Source organism: Streptomyces sp. NPDC002564, assembly GCF_042889645.1.
Lineage (GTDB): Bacteria > Actinomycetota > Actinomycetes > Streptomycetales > Streptomycetaceae > Streptomyces.
In genome coordinates this window covers 258,867-279,165 of record NZ_JBIARE010000002.1, presented here as the reverse complement: position 1 = coordinate 279,165, position 20,299 = coordinate 258,867, and the positions used below count along the sequence as shown (strand labels likewise).

Here is a 20,299-nt window from a genome sequence, read left to right as displayed (position 1 = left end):
GTACGGCGCCCCCACCGCATCCGGTGGGGGCGCCGTTCGTCGGCTACGCGAGTGCCGCCCGCAGGTCCAGTCGTCCGACGTCGAGCTTCCGGTAGATCCGGGTCAGGTGCTGCTCCACGGTGCTGACCGTGACGCACAGCGTCCGGGAGATCTCCCGGTTGGTGAGCCCGTCCGCGGCGAGCTCCGCGACCCGGCGTTCGGCGCTGCTCAGTTCGGCGTCCGGGCCGGCGGGGGGCCGTTCCGGCGGCTCGGGGACGGTGCCGGGCGCGGGCGAACCGCCCCAGCGCCGGGCCAGGATCTCCGCCTTGCGGGCCAGCAGCCGGGCGTGTTCCGTCCCGCCCTCCTCGCGGACCGCCGCGGCCTGGTCGGCCACGGCCCGCGCCAGCTCGAAGGGGTCGCCGGCCTCCTGGAGCACGGCCACGGCCTCGTCGAGCAGCGCGGCCCGCCCGGGTGCGGGTGACGTCGCCGCGCGCAGGCGCAGCGTCGTGCCGCGCGTACGGCCGGTGTCGGGGACGGGCAGCGCGAGCTGATCGTCGACGAGTTGACGGGCGAGGAGCGTCTCGCCGAGCGCCAGGTACGCCTCGGCGGCGCCGAGCCGCCACGCCTCGACGGCGGGCAGGTCCACGCCCCAGCTGCTCATCCGCGTGCCGCACGCGTAGAAGTCGCACAGCGCCGCGTAGTGGCAGCCGGTCGCCAGGTGGTAGCGGCCTCGGGCGGCCAGGTAGTGCAGGCCGGGGCGGGTCTGGAACACGGCCTGCGGCACGGGCCGTTCGAGCAGGGCGGCGGCTCCGTCCACGTCACCGAGCGCCGCCTTGGCCTGTACGGCGGCGGCCAGGGGAAGCCCGATCGCGGCGCCCCAGCCCTTCGGGCCGAGCAGGGCGAGCGCCGTGCCGGCCTGCCGTTCGGCCGCGGCCGGGTCGCCCTGGCGCAGATGGATCAGGGCCCGCCAGCCGTGGAACAGCGCCTGCCAGGTGGGGCTGTTGTGCTCACCGGCCTGCGCGAGCAGCCCGTCGCACCAGGCTGCGGCCCGATGCGGCCGGTCGCGGTAGGTGAGCGCGGCCAGGGCGGCGGACTGCACGGCGACGGTGCGCGGGCCGAGCCGGTAGCGGTTCAGGGCGCGTTCGGCCGCCTCGACGGCGTCGCCCTCACCGCCGTACAGCAGGTCGTTCATCAGGGTTCCCGCGCCCTGCAGTTCCGGGGTGACCGCGGGCGGGGCCGAGCCCTGGGCGGACAGGACGCCGGAGCCGAGCCGCTCCTTGACATGTCCGGGGTAGAGGAAGGCGCCCCACAGCCACGGGGTGTCCAGGTCGGCGGCGTTCATCGGTGGCGCCCCGGCCGGCCCGGGGCCGGTGAGCGCCCCGATGGCGTCCAGTCCCTCGTCGACCCGTCCGTGCCAGAGGAGATGGGTGGGGAGGGGCGGGTGCTGGGGGGCGTGGGTCCGGCTGCGGGCGGGGTGGCCCTCGCCTGCCGGTGCGGGCAGGTGGCGCAGGGTCTTCGCCGGGTCGAGACGCCACTCCGCGTCGGCGAGCGCGCCGACGATCGCGGCCCTTTCCCCGGCACCGTGGCACCGCTGGTGGGCGGCGCGCAGGAAGTCGACACCGTCCGCCACCTTGTCCTGCTCCAGGGCGAGTTGGGCGGCCTCCTGGAACACGGGCACCGCCCAGGGCGCGTCCCGCCGGTCGGCGGACAGGAGGTGGGCGGCCACCTCGGTGGCCGGTGCGCCCTCTTCGTGGAGCAGGCCGGCGGCCCGCCCGTGCAGGGCGCTCCGCTCCTGCGGCGGCATGCCGTCGAGGACCGCCGCACCGAACGCCGGATGGCACAGGCGGCCCTCGTGCAGCATCTGTGCGTCGGTCAGCACACGCACGGCCCGCGCGACGGACGCCGCGTCCGCGTCCGTGTCCGTATCGACAAGTCGCGCGACCAGAGAGGGCGTGGCGCACTCGCCCAACACGGCGACGCAGCGGGCGACTTGGGTGACGGGCGCCTCGTGCCGGTAGAGGAATCCGAGCACGGCACGCCCGTACGCCTCCCCTGCGCCGCCCCCCGTACGGTGGTCCTCGGCGAGGGCCTCGACCAGGAGCGGGTGGCCCGCGCTCATGTCCTGGACGACCGGGGTGAGGTCCTGGGCCGTGCGCTCGTCGAGATGCCGCGCGAGGAGGGCTTCGACCCCGGCCTTCGACAGCGGTTCCAGGGTGATCCGCCGCAGCCCGGGCTCGTGCGGGAACTCGCTGGCGAGCAGCGCGTTCGACGCCTTCTGCCGGGCGTCCTCGGTGAACACCACGTGGAACGGTACGGACCCGAGCCGGCGCACGAGGTACAGCAGGCACCGCAGGGACGCCGCGTCGGCGTGGTGGGCGTCGTCGACGGCGACCACGACGGGCCGCTCGGCGACCAGGGCACGCAGCACCTCGCACAGCCCGCGCAGGGCGGGGGCGGTGAGGGCGACGGCGTCGGCGTCGGCGGCTGCCGGTCCGGGAGGGGGGCCGTCCGCCGGGGGCCCGCCGGTCGAGTATCCGCCTGTCGAGTACCCGCCGGTCGAGTGCCCACCGGTCGGGTACCCGCCGGTCGAGTGCTCTCCGGGAGAGGACGACCTGTCCGCCGTCGGCCCCGCGCCGACCGCGCTCTCGACCCACGCCAGCGCGCGTTCGGCGCTCGCGGCGGGCAGGCCTGGGCTGCGCACCAATTGCTCCAGGACACCCAGCGCCAGGTCACGTTCGGCACGGCAGGCGGTGGCGGTCAGCACCAGGGCCCGTATCCCGAGAGCGGCCGTCCAGGTCCGCAGCAGCGCGGTCTTGCCGGTGCCGACCGCGCCGCCGAGCACCACGAGGCTGCCACCGGCCGGTGCGGGCGCGTCGAAGGCGGCCCGCAGGGCGGCCAGCTCCTCGGTCCGTTCCACCAGGTCCACCGCTCGCCCCGTTCCCGTGATCACTGGACGGCCCGCGGCCACCGCGGACCGGTCTTCGCGCCGCCGACATCGTTCGGGCCCCGTCCGACCGCACGCGTCACCGCGTCGTCCCCCACTCCCGGTCGATCAGCGCGAACATGTCGTCGGCGCTCGCCGTGGCCAGGTCCTCCCCCTCGCCCGGCTCGTCGTCGGCGGGCGCGCCGACCGCCGTGGCGTCCGGCTGCTTCCACAGCAGGGCCTGCAGGCGCCGGACGAGCCCCTTGCGGCGCGGGTCGTCCACGGCGAGCCCGGCGAGGGTCGCCTCCAGGTCGTCGAGATGGGCGGCCACCGGCAGCTCGCCGGCCCCGCCGTCGGGCAGCACCCGGTCCAGGAGGTGCTCGGCCAGGGCGCGGGGGGTCGGATAGTCGTAGACCAGGGTGGCGGGCAGCCGCAGGCCGGTGGCGGCGCGCAGCCGGTTGCGCAGCTCGACGACCACGAGGGAGTCGAAGCCCAGGTCCTTGAACGCCCTCTCCGACTCGACGTCCTGTCCCGGCTCGTAGCGCAGGACGGCGGCGACCTGCGTACGGACCACCTCCAGGAGCATGCCGGTGCGTTCGCGCGCAGGGAGGGCGGCCAGCTCGCGGCGCAGGGCCGAGGCGTCCTCCGCGCTCTCGGCACCGTCCGAGGAGGCGTCGAGGATCCGCCGGGCCGCGGGCACCGCGTCGAGCAGGCGGGTGGGCCTTGCCAGGGTGTACAGCGGCGCGAACCGGTCCCAGTCGACGTCGGCCACCAGGGTGTGTCCCGCACCGCCGCCGAGTGCCGCACGCAGGGCGCCGAGTGCCAACTGCGTCTCCAGGGGCGGAAGCCCTTGTCGGCGGGAGAGCCCTCCGGCGCCGCGTGCGACGTCATCATCGTCCGGCAGGTCCCAGAGGCTCCAGCCCACGGAGACCGTGCGTCGTACTCGGGCTCCGGCTCCGGCTGCCGCTTCGGGGTCGGCTTCGGCTTCGGTCCGCTGCGCGAGCGCGTCGAGGTAGGCATTGGCGGCCGCGTACGCGCCGTGCTCCCTGCTGCCCAGCGAAGCGGCGACGGAAGAGAAGTACAGGACGGTCTCCACCGACCCGGCCCAGGCCGCCTCCGCCAGTCCGGCCAGCCGCACGGCGGCGGAAGCGGCCTCGCCCAGCGCCTCGGGGGTCACTTCGGCGAGCGGTGCGAGCTCGCCGGGCAGCGAGGTGTGGATGACGGTGCGTATCTCCCCGTCCGCGAGCCCGTCGAGCGCCTCCACCCCGTGGAGGGGACCACCCGCAAGGAGTGTCAACTTGGTTCCGTGCGAGGCTACTTCGGCGGCGAGCTCATCGTCCCGGTGACCGCCGCCTTCGGGGTCGGTGTCCAGGAGTACGACGTGCTCGGCCCCGGACGCGGCGAGCCACCGTACGACCTGATCGACGAGCGGGCCGACGCCGCCCGTCACGAGAACGGTGCCGTGCGGCTCCCAGTGTTCGGCGGGCCCGGCACCGGACGTCACGTCGGGCATCAGGCGGCGGCCGAGCGCACCGCCCCGGCGCAGCGCGACCTGGTCCTCGGCGCCGTCCCCGCACAGCAGCGCGTACAGCGCCTGCGTGTCCAGTGCGTCCGGCTCCGCGGGCAGGTCGAGCAGGCCGCCCCACAGCTCAGGGTGTTCGAGCGCGGCCACGCGGCCGAGTCCCCATACGGCGGCCTGTTCCGGGGAGATCACCGGATCGGCGTCGCCGCAGGAGACGGCACCGCGGGTGGCGCACCACACGGGCGCCTCGATGCCCGCGTCGAGCAGGCCGTGCAGCAGGGACAGGGTGCCGGTGAGGCCGTCGGGCGACGCGGCCGGGCCGGAGGGGTCCGTCCCCTCGCCGAGGGCCAGCAGCGACAGGACTCCGGCGAGCGGCACGCCGTCCGCGATGCCGGCCTGCCCCGACCTCAGCAGCGCGGCGACGTCTGCCCGCTCCGCGCCCGGATCCACCTCGACGAGAGCCACCGGCACACCGGCATCGTCCAACGCACGTGCGCAGGTCTGCGGCCAGGATCCGGCGCCGGTCGCGGGTGCCACGATCACCCAGGCGCCCGCCCCGGCGGCGGCGGGCACCGGAAGGTCGACGTGCTGCCAGTCGACGCGATACCGCCACCCGTCGACGACCGACTGCTCACGGCGTTCGCGCCGCCAGGCGGACAGCGCGGGGAACACCGTCTCCAGAGCCGCCCTGTCCGCGTCGCCCTTGAGGTGCAGGGTGTCGCAGAGCGCCTGGACGTCCGCGCCCTCGACGGCCGCCCAGAACCCGGCGTCGTCGCCGCCCGCCTCCGCCGCCGCACCGGTGGCCGGGAGGTCGCCCAGCCAGAACCGCCGCCCTTGGAAGGCGTAGGTGGGCAGGCCGACGGTGCGGGGCGCGGGGTCGGCCGGGAAGTACGCCGACCAGTCCACGTCGACGCCCGCTGTGTGCAGGCGGGCCATCGCCTGCGCGAAGGCGACGTCGTCGGGCTCTGCGGGGTGGAGTGAGGCGGCGACGACCGGCTCCGGGCCGTCCGCGACGGGGGCGGCGCCGGGGGCGCTTCCGGTGTCCGCGTCGGCGTCGGCGTCGGCGTCGGCCAGCAGGCCGTCCAGGGTGTGCTGGGCGGCCGTGATCAGCACCGGGCCCGGGCCGAGCTCGACGAACACCCCAGCCTTGTCAGCAACTTGGGCGATGGCGGGGTGGAAGAGCACCGGCTGACGGATATGACGCACCCAGTACTCGGGAGTCGCGATCTCCTCCCCCGCCTCCCGGCCCGACACGTTGCTGATCAGCGGGATCGACGGCCGACGGAACTCCACACCCCGAAGAGCCTCACCGAACTCCGCCAGCATCGGCTCCATCAACACCGAATGAAACGCGTGACTGACCGTGAGCGCCTTGGTCTTGCGCCCCCGCGCCCGCCACAGTCCAGCGACCCGCTCCACTTCCTCCGACGGACCCGAAATCACCGTCGAATCAGGCATGTTGACCGCGGCGACACCGACATCAGACCCCTCAAGGTCTCCCGCCAGCTCGTCCGCCGTCGCCTCAACGGCACACATCGCGCCACCCACCGGCAACCCGCCCATCAGCCGGGCCCGCGCACCCACCACCCGACAGGCATCCGCCAACGACAAAACCCCCGCCACATGAGCAGCGGCGATCTCGCCGACCGAATGGCCGACCACCACATCCGGCCGGACACCCACCGACCCCCACAACCGCGCAAGCCCCACCTGCAACGCAAACAACCCCGCCTGCGCCCACATCGTGTGATCCAACCGCTCCCGCGGCCCGTGAAACACCGTCTCCCGAAGCGACCCGCCCGATACCCCCAACTCCGCTTCCAACAGCCCACACACCTCGTCAAAGGCGGTCGCGAACACCGGGAAACGCTCATACAACCCCGCACCCATACCCACGACCTGGCTGCCCTGACCACTGAACAGCCACACCACGTCCTTGCCGGCGCCGACCGCCGCCGGTGCCGGGCCGATCAGGGACGGATGCGGCTCCCCTGCCGCCAGCGCCGCCAGCGCGGCCACCAGGTCGGCCCGCTCCGCGCCGATGACGACGGCTCGACGGTCGTGCAGCGCACGGGTCCTCAGGAGGGACCAGCCGACCTCGACGGGGTGCACCAACTCGGTCTCGGTGCGTGCCCGTTCAGTCAGGGCGGCCGCCTGGGCCCGCAGCGCGTCCTGGCCGCGTGCCGAGACCAGCCACGGAACCACGCGGCCGTCGGAGGGGGCGGCGGAGTGCTCCGTCGGCTCCTCCTCGGTGGCGGTCGGTTCGGGGGCCTGTTCCACGATCAGGTGGGCGTTGGTGCCGCTGATGCCGAAGGAGGAGACGCCCGCCCGGCGGGGGCGGTCCGTCCTGGGCCACGGCACGGGGTCGGTCAGGAGCCGTACCCCTGCGTCCTCCCAGTCCACGTGGGGCGTGGGCCGGTCGATGTGCAGGGAGGCGGGCAGCTCGCCGTGGCGCATGGCCATGACCATCTTGATGACGCCCGCGACCCCGGCCGCGGCCTGGGTGTGGCCGATGTTCGACTTCACCGAGCCGAGCCAGAGGGGCCGGTCCGCCGGCCGGTCCTTGCCGTACGTGGCGAGGAGCGCGTTGCCCTCGATGGGGTCGCCGAGCGTGGTGCCGGTGCCGTGCGCCTCGACGGCGTCGACGGAGTCCGCGGTGACGCGGGCGTTGGTCAGGGCCTGGTGGATCACGCGTTCCTGGGCGACGTCGTTGGGAGCGGTGAGGCCGTTGCTCGCGCCGTCCTGGTTGACGGCCGAGCCGCGGACGACGCCGAGGATGTGGTGTCCGTTGCGGCGCGCGTCGGAGAGGCGTTCCAGGAGGATCAGGCCGACGCCTTCGGAGAAGCCGGTGCCGTCGGCCGCCTCGGCGAACGGCTTGCAGCGGCCGTCCGGGGCGAGACCGCGCTGGCGGGAGAACTCCACGAACGCCGTGGGGGTGGACAGTACGGTCACCCCGCCGGCCAGCGCCAGGTTGCAGTCGCCCTGGCGCAGTGCCTGGCAGGCCAGGTGGATGGCCACCAGCGACGCGGAGCACGCCGTGTCCAGGGTGACCGCGGGGCCCGCCAGGCCGAAGGTGTAGGCGATGCGGCCGGAGATGACGCTGGAGAGGGTGCCCGTGGTGGCGTACCCCTCGACCTCCGGCGGCACCTGGCCGCCGGACATGTGGTCCTGGCTGGACATGCCCGCGTACACGCCGGTGAGCGTGTCCCGGAGGGTGGCGGGGTCGATGCCCGCGCGTTCGAACAGTTCCCAGGCCACTTCGAGGAGCACGCGCTGCTGCGGGTCGGCGGCGAGTGCCTCGCGCGGGTTGACGCCGAAGAAGTCCGCGTCGAAGCGCGCGGGGTCCCGCAGGAAGCCCGCCTCCCGCACGTAGGTCGTGCCGGGGTGGTCCGGGTCGGGGTGGTAGAGGCCGCCGACGTCCCAGCCGCGGTCCGCGGGGAACGCCTCGATGGCATCGCCCTGGGCGGCGACCAGGTCCCACAGTTGTTCGGGCGACATCACGCCGCCCGGGTACCGGCAAGCCATCGCGACGATGGCCACCGGTTCCCGCCGCCGCTCCTCCAGGTCGCGCAGGCGCTGGCGGGTCTGCCCGAGGTCGGCGGTCACGCGCTTCAGGTAGTGGCGGAGCTTGTCCTCCGTACCCGGCATGTCTTTCGTACCCGGCATGTCTTCTCCACTCCTGATCAAGAAGGCAGTTCTCGGTCGATCAGCTCGAAGAGCTCGTCGTCCGACGCGGAATCGAGGTCGCCGTTCTCGCCTGCGTCCGCGTCGGCTTCCGCCGCGCCGCCCCCGGTGTCGTCCAGGCGCCACAGCAGGTTCTGCAGGCGCGCCACGAGCCGCCCCCGGGTGTCCGCGTCGTGGGCGTGGCCGGTGATCGCCGTCTCCAGCTTGTCCAGCTCGCCGAAGAGGGGTGCCGACGGGTCGGCGCCCGCGGGGCACAGCCTCGTGCGCAGTTCGTCGGCGATCGCGGACGGGGTGGGGTGCCGGAAGATGAACGTGGCGGGCAGGCGCAGGCCGGTCGAGGACGAGAGGCGGTTGCGCAGCTCGACGGCGGTGAGCGAGTCGAAGCCGAGGTCCTGGAAGGGGGCGTCGGCGCGTACGGCGTCGGCACCGCCGTGGCCGAGCACCGCCGCCGCGTGCGTGCGCACCAGGTCGAGCAGGGTGCGGTGCTGGTCCTCGACGGACAGGACCGAGAGTTTGCCCGCCCAGTCGATGTTCTGCCGGGCGGCGGCCGCCGTGGGCCGTGCGGAGCCCTGTCCGGCGGCGAACGCGCGGAGCAGGGCGGGCAGGGCCTCGGCGGGCCTGCCCGCGAAGGTGCGGGTGTTCAGGTCGGCGGCGACGAGGTGGGCTTCGCCGTGGCGGTGGGCGGCGTCGAGCAGCGTCAGCGCGTACTCCCCGCTCATGGGCTTGACGCCGATACGTCCCATCCGGGCGACATCGGCCTCGCCGAGGCCGCCCGTCATGCCGCCCGTGGCCTGCCACAGCCCCCAGCCGACGGACAGTCCGGCTTGACCGTGTGCGCGTCGGTGCTGCATGAGCGCGTCGCAATAGGCGTTGGCCGCCGCGTAGTTGGCCTGTCCGGGACTGCCGAGGGTGGCGGCGGCCGAGGAGAACACCACGAACATGCCGAGGCGCATCCCGGCCGTCGCCTGATGAAGATGCCGAGCGGCGGCAGCCTTGGCCGCCCACACGCGACCCAAGCCCTCCGGGGTCTGCGCGGTCACGACGGCGTCCTCCAGCACACCCGCCGCATGCACGACCCCGGTCAACGGATGCGAAGGATCCGTCTTGCCGATCAGCTCCGCCACCGAATCCGCGTCGCCCACATCGGCAGCGGCCACGGCCACCTCCGCACCCAACTTCTCCAGCTCCGTGACGAGTTCGCCGACTCCGGGGCCTTCCGTACCGCTGCGGCTGGCGAGGAGCAGGTGCCGTACACCCCACTCCCGCACCAGATGCTCGGCCACCAACCGCCCGAGGACTCCGGTACCGCCGGTGATCAGCACCGTGCCCTCGGGGTCGAGCGGCGCGGGCACGTCGAGCACCAGTTTGCCGGTGTGCTTCGCCTGGCTCATGAACCGGAACGCCTCGCGTGCCTTGTCCAGCGGCCAGGAACGTACCGGCAGCGGAGCGAGGTCCCGGGAGGCGAAGCGTTCGCCCAACTCCCGCATCATGACCGCGATGCGGTCGGGTCCGGCGTCGCCGACGAGGTCGTACACGGTGTACGTGACGCCCGCGTACCGCGCGGCCACCTCCTCGGGAGTGCGCAGGTCGGTCTTGCCCATCTCCAGGAACCGGCCGCCCTCCCCCAGCAATCGCAGCGAGGCGTCGATGAATTCACCGGTCAGGCTGTTGAGCACGACGTCCATAGGCCGACCGTCCGTGACCTCACGGAAGGCGCCCTCGAAGCCGGTGTCCCGGGAGGACGCGCGGTGGGCGGCATCGATGCCCATGTCCTCCAGCACGGCGTGCTTGCCGGGACTCGCGGTGGCGAACACCTCGGCGCCGAGATGGCGGGCGATCCGGACCGCCGCCATCCCCACGCCACCGGTGGCGGCGTGGATCAACACACGCTCGCCCGCCTTCAGCCCGGCCAGCTCCACCAACCCGTACCAAGCGGTGAGGTAGGCGACCGGCATTCCGGCCGCCTCGCGCATGTCCCAGCCCCGGGGGACGGGCGCGACCATCCGCGTGTCCGCGACGGCCGTCGGGCCGAAGGAGCCGTGGAGCACGCCCATGACTCGGTCGCCGACCGACAGGTCCGACACGTCGGGGCCGACCTCGGTCACGACCCCGGCGCCCTCACCGCCCAGGCCGATCTGCCCCGGCACCATGCCCAGGCTGACGAGGACGTCGCGGAAGTTGATGCCCGCCGCGTGGACGTCAAGGCGGACCTGTCCGGGAGCGAGGGGCTCCAGGACCTCCGGGTACGCGACGGGCGCCACGCTCTCCAGGGTCTCCGCGCCGCCCTTGTCGAGCCGCCAGGCGCGGTCGGCGGGCGCCGGCAGCGACGCGCCGTCGGTCGCACGGACCAGACGCGGGACCACCATCACGTCGTCTCGCAGGGCGAGTTGGGGTTCGTCGAGGTCTTCGACCGCTCGGCGGATCAGGGGCTGGGGCAGGGACTGGGGCAGCCACTGGGGGAAGTCGTGCGGGAGGTCCTCCGCGTGAGGCCCGGCGTCGACCAGGGCGAGGCGGCCGGGGTGCTCGGACTGGGCGCTGCGGACCAGGCCCCACGCGGCAGCGGCGGAAGGGTCGAGCCCGGCGCCGCCGTTACCGTCCCTGTCGACCGCCACGGCTCCCCGCGTCACGAGCAGCAGCCGGGACTCGGCCAGCTCCGGCGCCGCAAGGAACTCCTGTACGAGGGACAGCACGTGCCCGGCGACCGGCAGACCGTCGTCCGCGGCGGCTCCGACGGGCGCGAGCACCGCCCACGGCGCCTCACCACCCGCCGCCACGGCCTCCGCGACTTCGGTGATCCCGGCGATTCCGGCGCCGTCAGCCAGCACGGCCCAGTCGTCACCCTCACCGTCACCGCCGCCTTCGCCCGTTTCCTGCGTCAGGGGGAGCGGCGTCCAGTCGACCGCGAACAGGCCCTCCTGCGGCTGCGCGGTCCGCAACTGACCGATGTCCGCGGGCCGCAGGGACACCGAGCCCACGCTGAGGACGTTCGCCCCCGTGGCGTCGGTGACCAGCACCCGTACGTCCCGTTCGGCCTCGTCGTGCGCGCCGGGCGACAGACGTACGCGTACGGTGCCGGCGCCCGCGGCCCACAGGGAGATCTCGTTCCAGGTGAACGGCAGCCAGACCTTGCCGTCGCCGCCCTCCGGCTGGTCCGTGTGGTCCGGCCAGTCGAGGAGCAGGGCCGGGTGGAGGGTGGCGTCCAGGAGGGCGGGGTGGATGCCGTAGCCGTCGTGCGCACCGGCCGCCTCGGGCAGGACGACCTCGGCGACGAGGTCGTCGCCGTCCCGCCACACGGCGTGCAGCCCCTGGAACGCGGGCCCGTACGCGTAACCGGCCTCGGCCACCCGCTCGTAGAAGTCCTCGACGCCCACCGGTTCGGCACCGGCCGGAGGCCACAGGCCTGCCAGACCGTCGGCCGCGTCGGGGGCGGGGGTGGGGGTGGGGGTGAGGATGCCGGTCGCGTGGCAGACCCACGATCCGTCACCGTCCAAGGCCTCGGCATCAGGGCGCGTGTAGACCTGCACGCCCCGACGGCCGTCCTCCGCCGCCTCCTCGACCACGACCTGTACCCGCAGACCCGACGACTCAGGCACCACCACAGGCGCCTGCAACATCAACTCCTCCACCGAACCGCAACCCACCTCATCCCCGGCCCGCAACGCCCACTCCACCAACGCCGCACCCGGCACCAACACCGCCCCGGCCACCACATGATCAGACAGCCAACCCACCGACGAACGAGACAACCGCCCCGTCAACAAACAACCACCCCGATCAGCGAACTCCACCGCCGCACCCAGCAACGCATGCTTCGCCGACACCAGACCCAGCCCCGACACATCCGCCCCACCCGAACGCCCCACCAGCCAAAAACGCTCCCGCTGAAACGCATACGTCGGCAGACCCACCACACCCGGCACCCGATCGCCCGGGAACAACCCCGACCACTCCACCCCCACACCAGCCACATGCAAACCCGCCACCGCACCCACGAACGCCTCCTCCTCGGAGCGTTCGCCCGCAGGGCCCGCGCGTCCGGAGAGCGAGGAAACCAGCACGGGCTCGGGGCCCTGAGGATCAGCGACGTCATCAAGGGTGTGTTGCGCGGCCGTGGTGAGTACGGGGGCCGGACCGAGCTCGACGAACACACCCGCCCTGGAGGCCACTTGGGCGATGGCGGGGTGGAAGAGCACCGGCTGACGGACATGACGCACCCAGTACTCGGGAGTCGCGATCTCCTCCCCCGCCTCCCGGCCCGACACGTTGCTGATCAAAGGAATCGACGGCCGACGGAACTCCACACCCCGCAACGCCTCACCGAACTCCGCCAGCATCGGTTCCATCAGCACCGAATGAAACGCGTGACTGACCGTGAGCGCCTTGGACTTGCGCCCCCGCGCCCGCCACAGTTCAGCAACCCGCTCCACTTCCTCCGACGGACCCGAAATCACCGTCGAATCAGGCATGTTGACCGCGGCCACACCGACATCAGATCCCTCAAGGTCAGCCGCCAGCTCGTCCACCGTCGCCTCAACGGCACACATCGCACCACCCACCGGCAACCCGCCCATCAACCGGGCCCGCGCACCCACCACCCGACAGGCATCCGCCAACGACAAAACCCCCGCCACATGAGCGGCGGCGACCTCACCGACCGAATGGCCGACCACCACATCCGGCCGGACACCCACCGACCCCCACAACCGCGCAAGCCCCACCTGCAACGCAAACAACCCCGCCTGCGCCCACATCGTGTGATCCAACCGCTCCCGCGGCCCGTGAAACACCGTCTCCCGAAGCGACCCGCCCGACACCCCCAACTCCACATCCAACAGCCCACACACCTCATCAAAGGCGGTCGCGAACACGGGGAATCGCTCATAGAGCCCGGAGCCCATACCCACGAGCTGGCTGCCCTGACCACTGAACAGCCACACCACGTCACCGTGGGACGTCGCCGCTCCGTTGCGCGGCTCGGTCAGGGCCGGGTGGGTTTCTCCCGCTGCCAATGCTGCGAGTCCGGCCAGCAGTTCGGAGCGCTCGTGTCCGGCGACGACCGCTCGCTGCTCGAACAGCGAGCGCGTGCGCAGCAGGGACCAGCCCACGTCGTGGAGGGGTGCGGCCGGATCGAGTGTCACCGCGTCGATCAGGCGTCGCGCCTGGTCGCGCAGGGCCTCCGTGGTGCGTGCCGACAGCATCCAGGGCACGATCGCTCCGGTGTCGTCGGTGACCGGGACACCCTCCGAGACCACGGGCTCGACGACAGCCTGCGGGACGGACTCCAGGATGACGTGCGCGTTCGTCCCCGACGCACCGAACGACGACACACCAGCCCGCCGCGGACGACCCACCTCCGGCCACGCCACCGACTCCACCGCCAACCGCACCGCACCCGCATCCCAATCCACATGCGGCGACGGCTCATCCACATGCAAACTCGCCGGCACCACACCACACCGCATCGCCATCACCATCTTGATGACACCCGCAACACCCGCAGCGGCCTGAGTGTGGCCGATGTTCGACTTCACCGAGCCGAGCCACAGAGGCCGGTCCACCCCACGACCCTGCCCATACGTCGCCAACAAAGCCTGCGCCTCGATCGGATCACCCAACGTCGTCCCCGTACCGTGCCCCTCCACCACATCCACATCAGCCGCCACCAGACCGCCACTCGCCAACGCCTGACGAATCACCCGCTCCTGCGACGGACCATTGGGCGCCGTCAACCCATTACTCGCACCGTCCTGATTCACCGCCGAACCCCGCACAATCCCCAGGACCTGGTGACCGTTGCGACGCGCATCGGAGAGACGTTCCAACAGGAGTACGCCGACTCCTTCGCCCCAGCCCGTGCCGTCGGCCGCGGCGGCGAACGGCTTGCAGCGGCCGTCGGGGGCCATGCCTCGTTGCCGCGAGAAGCCGGTGAAGACCTCGGGGGTGGCCATGACGGTCACGCCACCCGCGAGGGCGAGGTCGCACTCACCCTGACGCAGTGCTTGCGCGGCCAGATGGATCGACACCAGCGAGGAGGAGCAGGCCGTGTCGACCGTCACCGCGGGCCCCTCCAGGCCCAGGGTGTAGGCCACCCGGCCGGAGACGACGCTGCCGGATCCCGCCAGCATGGAGTAGCCCTCCAGCTGGGCGTCCTGCGCGAGGCCTGCCGCGTAGTCGTGGTACATCACGCCCACATAGGTGCCGGTCGGGCTGCCCTTGAGGGTCGTCGGGTCGATGCCCGCACGCTCGAACACCTCCCACGACGCCTCCAACAGCAACCGCTGCTGCGGATCCATCGCCAACGCCTCACGCGGATTGATCCCGAAGAACGCCGCATCGAAATCACCCGCGTCCGGCAGAAAGGCCCCTTCGTCGGCGTAGCTGGTGCCGGGGTGGTCCGGGTCGGGGTGGAAGAGCCGGTCAAGATCCCAGCCACGGTCGGCCGGGAACGCACCCATCGCGTCCACACCCCGGTCCACCAGGTCCCACAACGCCTCCGGAGAGGTCGCCCCACCCGGGTACTTGCAGGCCATGGCGACGATCGCGACCGGGTCGTCCGTCGTGGACACGGAGGGTGCCACGGGGGCGGCGGGCACGTTCGCGGTACCGCCCAGTCGGGTGGAGAGGTAGGTCGCGAGGGCCTGCGGGGTCGGATGGTCGAAGGCCAGGGTGGCGGGCAGGCGGAGGCCGCTGGCCGCCGAGAGCCGGTTGCGGAGCTGGACCGCCGTGAGCGAGTCGAAGCCCAGGTCCTTGAAGTTGGCCCCGGTCCGGACGTCGGACGCCGAACGGTGGCCGAGGACGGCCGCCACGCACTCCCGGACTACGTCGGCGACGACATCGCGGCGAGCGTCTTCGTCCAGGCCCGCGAGGCGGCGCTCCAGCGCGCCCTTGTCCACGGTGGCGTCGGACGCGGCCCTGCGGCGGGTCCGGCCCGCCAGGTCGCGGAGGATCGCGGGCACGTCGTCCCGGGCGAGTCCGCCGACGTCGATGCCCGCGGCGACCACGAGGGAGGTGTGCGCGGCGGCTTCCCGTGCCGCGTCGAGGAGGGCGAGTCCCTGCTCGTCGAGGAGTGGCTTCACGCCTCCCGCCCGCAGACGTGCCAGGTCGGCATCGTCCAGGTGACGGGTCATGGCGCTGCCCCGCGCCCACAGGCCCCAGGCGATGGACAGGGCGGGCAGGCCGGCGCCGTGCCGGCGGGCGACGAGGGCGTCGACGAAGGCGTTGGCCGCCGCGTATCCGGCCTGCCCCGCGTTGCCGAGGACACCTGCGGCGGAGGAGAACATCACGAACAGCGCGAGCGGCAGGCGGGAGGTGGCCGCGTCCAGGTTGGCGGCGACGGAGGCCTTGGCCGCCCATACCCTGGCCAGCTTGTCGGCGGTCTGGGCGGTGACCACGGCGTCGTCCAGGACACCGGCCGCATGGATCACGCCGGTCAGCGGGTGCGCCGGGTCGACCGACGCGACGAGCTCGGCGGTGGCCCGCTCGTCCGTCAGGTCGGCCGCCACGATCCGCACGTCGGCGCCGAGTCCGGTGAGGCGGTCGGCGAGGTCACGGGCGTCCGGCGCGTCGGGGCCCTGTCGGCTGACGAGCAGGAGATGGCGTACCGCCCAGGCCTGGACGAGGTGTTCGGCGACCAGGCCGCCCATCATGCCGGTGCCGCCCGCGATGAGGACGGTGCCGTCGGGGTCGAGCTCCGTGTGCTCCGCGGCTTCCGGGTTCCCCTGGCCGTGGGCGGTGGCACGTGCGAGGCGGGGGGCGAGGGGCACGCCGTCGCGCAGGGCCAGCTGCGGTTCCCCGGTGGCGAGGGCGCGCGCGACAGCAGCGCCTTCCGCGCCAGGCGCTGTGCCCTCTGCGCCCGGTGCTGTGCCCTCTGCGCCCGGTGTCGCGTCCACCGCGCCCGGCGTGACGTCCACCGCGCCCGGCGTAGCGCCCTCCGCGCCCGGCGTGACGTCCAACAGGACGAAACGGTCGGGGTGTTCGGCCTGTGCGGCGCGGATCAGGCCCCACAGAGCGGCGGCGGGAGCGTCAATCTCCGCCGCGCCCTGCCCGCCGTCGCCTGCCGCCGGTATCGACACCGCGTGGGTGGTGAGCAGGACGAGCCGGGACTCGGCGAGACGCGGCTCCGCGAGCCAGCCGCGCAGCAGGTCCAGGGCCTCCTCGGCGACGGCCCGGCCACGCGCGTCGAGCTTCGTGTCCGCCGCCGCGCCGACCGCCTCTGCGCCGTCAGCACCGGCTCGGCCCACCGGAGCGGCGAGCCCGGCTGCTGCTCCGCCGTCCGCGGAGGCGAACCCGGCCAGGACCGTCGCGGGAGCCCGGCGCCCCTCGTCGAGCGAGGCCACGAGATCCGCCAGATCCGGGTGGCGGGTCGTGTCCGGCCCGGCCCAGGATGGGATGTCCCGGCCGAGCACCACCCACTCGGACGCATCCTCCGCCACGACGGCCTCGGGCAGGGGCGTCCACCGCACGGTGAACAGATTGCCGGTGCCTCCGCCGGTCCGGCCGGCCGCGCGCAGCAGTTCGGGGTCGGCGGGCCGCAGGGCGAGGGAGTCCACGCTCAGCACCGGCGCTCCGGCGGCGTCGGCGACGGTCACGCGCAGGGCGGCGCCGCCCTCCTCCACGTACGGGGTGAGACGTACCCGTACGGTGTTGGCGCCGGTCGCCCACAGGGACACCCCGTTCCAGGCGAACGGGAGGCGCGGGCCCACGGCGTCGCCGTCGTCCGCGGCGTCGCCGTCCAGCAGGAGCGCCGGGTGCAGGGCGGCGTCCAGCAGGACGGGGTGGATGCCGAAGCCGTCCTCGGCGCCCGCCTGTTCGGGCAGCGTCACCTCCGCCAGCAGGTCCCGTCCGTCCCGCCACACGGCACGCAGGCCCTGGAACGAGGGCCCGTACGTGTAACCCTCCGACGCGGCCCGCTCGTACAGGTCGCCGATCTCCACCGGCTCGGCGCCGACCGGCGGCCAGGTGCCGGCCAATCCGTCGGCCACGTCGGCGGGTTCGGGACTCAGCATCCCGGTGGCGTGGCACGTCCAGCCCTCGTCCGGGTCCGCTGCCTCGTCGGAGTCGACGCGGGAGAAGACGCGCACCTCGCGCCGGCCGCCCTGCTCGTCGGCCGTGCCCACGACCACCTGGACCTGCAACCCCCCGGTGGCGGGCAGCACCAGGGGCGACTGGAGCGTCAGTTCCTCAAGCGTGGCGCAGCCCGCCTCGTCGGCCGCCTGCAACGCCCACTCGACCAGCGCGGCGCCGGGCACGAGGGTCGTGCCCGCCACCGCGTGGTCGGCGAGCCAGCCGCCGCTGCCGGACGCGGCGAGCCGCCCGGTCAGCACGAGCGCTCCGTCGGCGAGCCCCAGCGCCGCGGGCAGCAGCGTGTGCTCGAGCCGCCGCAGCCCGGCGGACCGCACGTCCCCGACACCGTCCACCGGAAGCCAGTAGCTGCGCCGCTGGAAGGCGTACGTGGGCAGATCGACGGTACGAGGGGTGGGCTCGGCGGGGAACCAGCGCCGCCAGTCGACGTCGGCACCCGCGACGAACGCCTGCGCGGCGGAACGGGCGAGCTGGGCGGCATCCCCGTGGTCACGGCGCAGGGTGGGGACCACGGAGGCGGAGACGTCCGCCCGCTCGATGGTCTCCTCCATGCCCAGACCGAGCACCGGGTGGGCACTGGCCTCGATGAACAGGCGGTAGCCGTCGGCGAGAAGAGCGTCGATGGTGTCGGCGAAACGGACCGGCTGCCGCAGGTTGGTGACCCAGTACTCCGTGTCCAGCGCCGTGGTGTCCCTCAGGCGCTCGGCCGTGACGGTCGAGTAAAACGCCACGTCGGTGGACACCGGCTGGATATCGGCCAGGCGTTCGGTGAGCAGGTCGTGGAGGTCGTCGATCTGCGGGCCGTGAGAGGCGTAGCCGACGTCGATCACCCGGGCGCGAAGACCATGCTCCTGAGCCTGCGCCACCACGGCGGCCACATGCTCGGGCGGCCCCGAAATCACCGTAGAGGATGGCCCGTTGACGGCGGCGACGCATACGCCTGGCCGGTCCCCGATGAGCTCGGCGGCTTGTTCGGCGCCCGTGCTGAGGGAGGCCATGTCTCCGTGACCCATCAACCGGCGCAACGCATCACTGCGTACGGCGACGATCCGCGCCGCATCCTCCAGCGACAGCGCACCCGCCACACAGGCGGCAGCCATCTCGCCCTGAGAGTGCCCGACGACCGCGGCCGGGGTGATCCCGTAATCGGCCCACACGGCGGCAAGCGACACCATGACCGCCCACAACACCGGCTGGACAACCTCAACCCGGGACAGCTCACTCCCGTCCCCCCGCAACACCTCACACAACGACCAGTCCACATGCGCCGAAAGCGCGCGCTCACACTCCGCGATCCGCGCCGCGAACACCGCAGACTCGTCCAGGAGTTGAGCACCCATGCCCACCCACTGAGACCCCTGCCCGGGAAAGACCAGCACCGGCCCCGGACCCACATCCCCGGCCACCCCGGACACCACGTCCGCGGACGCCTCACCCGACGCCAGCGCCCCGAGGCCCGCCGTCAGTGTGTCCCGGTCGCCGCCGACGACCACGGCTCGGTGTTCGAGGACCGAGCGGGCCGTGGCCAGCGACCAGCCGATCTCACCGATCGGCGCCTCGGCGTGCTCGGACACGAACTCGGCCAGCCTGCGGGCCTGTTCGCGGAGTGCGTCCTCGCCCCGGGCGGAGACCACCCAGGGCACCAGCGCGTCGGTCGCCCCGGCCGGGCGCCCGGGAAGCTGCCCGGTCGGCTCCTCGGCCGGTTCCTCCGGCGCCTCCTCCAGGATCACGTGCGCGTTCGTGCCCGAGATGCCGAAGGACGAGACGCCCGCCCGGCGCGGGCGCTCGCCGCGCCGCCATGGCACGGGTTCGGTCAGCAGGCGCACGCCGCCGCCGTCCCACTGGACGTGCGGGGTGGGTTCGTCGACGTTCAGGGTGGCGGGCAGCAGGTCGTTCTGCAGGGCCATCACCATTTTGATGACGCCCGCGACGCCCGCCGCGGCCTGCGTGTGGCCGATGTTCGACTTCACCGAGCCGAGCCACAGGGGCCGTTCGTCCTCGCGTTCCTTGCCGTACGTGGCGATGAGCGCCTCGGCCTCGATCGGGTCGCCGAGGCGCGTGCCGGTGCCGTGCGCCTCGACCACGTCGATCTCCGACGTGGCGAGGTGGGCACTGGAGAGGGCCTGCCGGATGACGCGGCGCTGGGAGGGGCCGTTGGGTGCGGTGAAGCCGTTGCTGGCGCCGTCCTGGTTGATGGCGGAGCCGCGCAGCACCGCGAGGACCTTGTGCCCCTTGCGGCGGGCGTCGGAAAGGCGCTCCAGGAGGATCAGGCCGGCGCCCTCGCCCCAGCCCGTGCCGTCGGCCGCCGCGGCGAACGGCTTGCAGCGGCCGTCGGGGGCCAGGCCCCGCTGGCGGGAGAAGCCGGTGAACACCTCCGGCGTGGACATGATGGTGACGCCGCCCGCGAGGGCGAGGTCGCACTCTCCCTGGCGCAGGGCGTTGGACGCCAGGTGCATGGCGACGAGCGAGGAGGAGCACGCCGTCTCGACGGTCACCGCGGGGCCTTCGAGACCGAGCGTGAAGGAGACCCGGCCGGACAGGACGCTGGGCGCGGTGCCCGCGTACCCCTCGGTGGCCTTGCCCCCGGAGTCGCCCTGGGTCTGGTTGCCGGTGGTCGCGGCGCCGACGTAGACGCCGGTGGGGCTGCCCTTCAGGGTCGCGGGGTCGATGCCCGCCCGTTCGAGGGCCTCCCAGGACGTCTCCAGGAGCAGTCGCAGTTGCGGGCTGCTGGCGAGGGCCTCGCGGGGGCTGAACCCGAAGAAGTCCGAGTCGAACCGGTCGGCGCCGCCGACGAAGCCGCCTTCGCGGACGTAGCAGGTGCCCGGGTGGTCGGGGTCCGGATGGTAGATGCCCGCCAGGTCCCAGCCGCGGTCGGTCGGGAAGGGCTCGATGGCGTCGTCGCTCGCGGCGACCAGGTCCCACAGGCCCTCGGGCGTCTCGATGCCGCCGGGGAACCGGCAGGCCATGCCGACGACCGCCACCGGCTCCTGGCGGCGGTCCTCCACCTCGCGCAGGCGCTGCCGGGTGTCGTGCAGCTCGGCGGCCACCCGCTTGAGGTAGTCGACCAGTTGCTCTTCACTCGCCATGAGAGTTCACCCAGCCTTCAGCGT

Annotated in this window: 3 protein-coding genes; all 3 read right to left on the bottom strand. The window is 73.4% G+C overall.

Annotated features, from left to right (window positions below; translation table 11 throughout):
- Positions 1 to 43: 43 nt before the first annotated feature.
- On the bottom strand, positions 44 to 2,905 hold the full coding sequence (locus ACFYXE_RS07835) for an AAA family ATPase (protein ID WP_389310093.1): 2,862 nt from the start codon (positions 2,903 to 2,905) through the stop codon (positions 44 to 46).
- 97 nt (positions 2,906 to 3,002) lie between these two features.
- A complete protein-coding gene (locus ACFYXE_RS07830; RefSeq protein WP_389310091.1) occupies positions 3,003 to 8,090 on the bottom strand; it encodes a type I polyketide synthase in 5,088 nt (1,695 codons plus the stop codon).
- A gap of 17 nt (positions 8,091 to 8,107) precedes the next feature.
- The gene (locus tag ACFYXE_RS07825; protein WP_389310088.1) at positions 8,108 to 20,275 is read right to left on the bottom strand and encodes an SDR family NAD(P)-dependent oxidoreductase; all 12,168 of its coding nucleotides are present in this window, start codon (positions 20,273 to 20,275) and stop codon (positions 8,108 to 8,110) included.
- Positions 20,276 to 20,299: the final 24 nt, after the last annotated feature.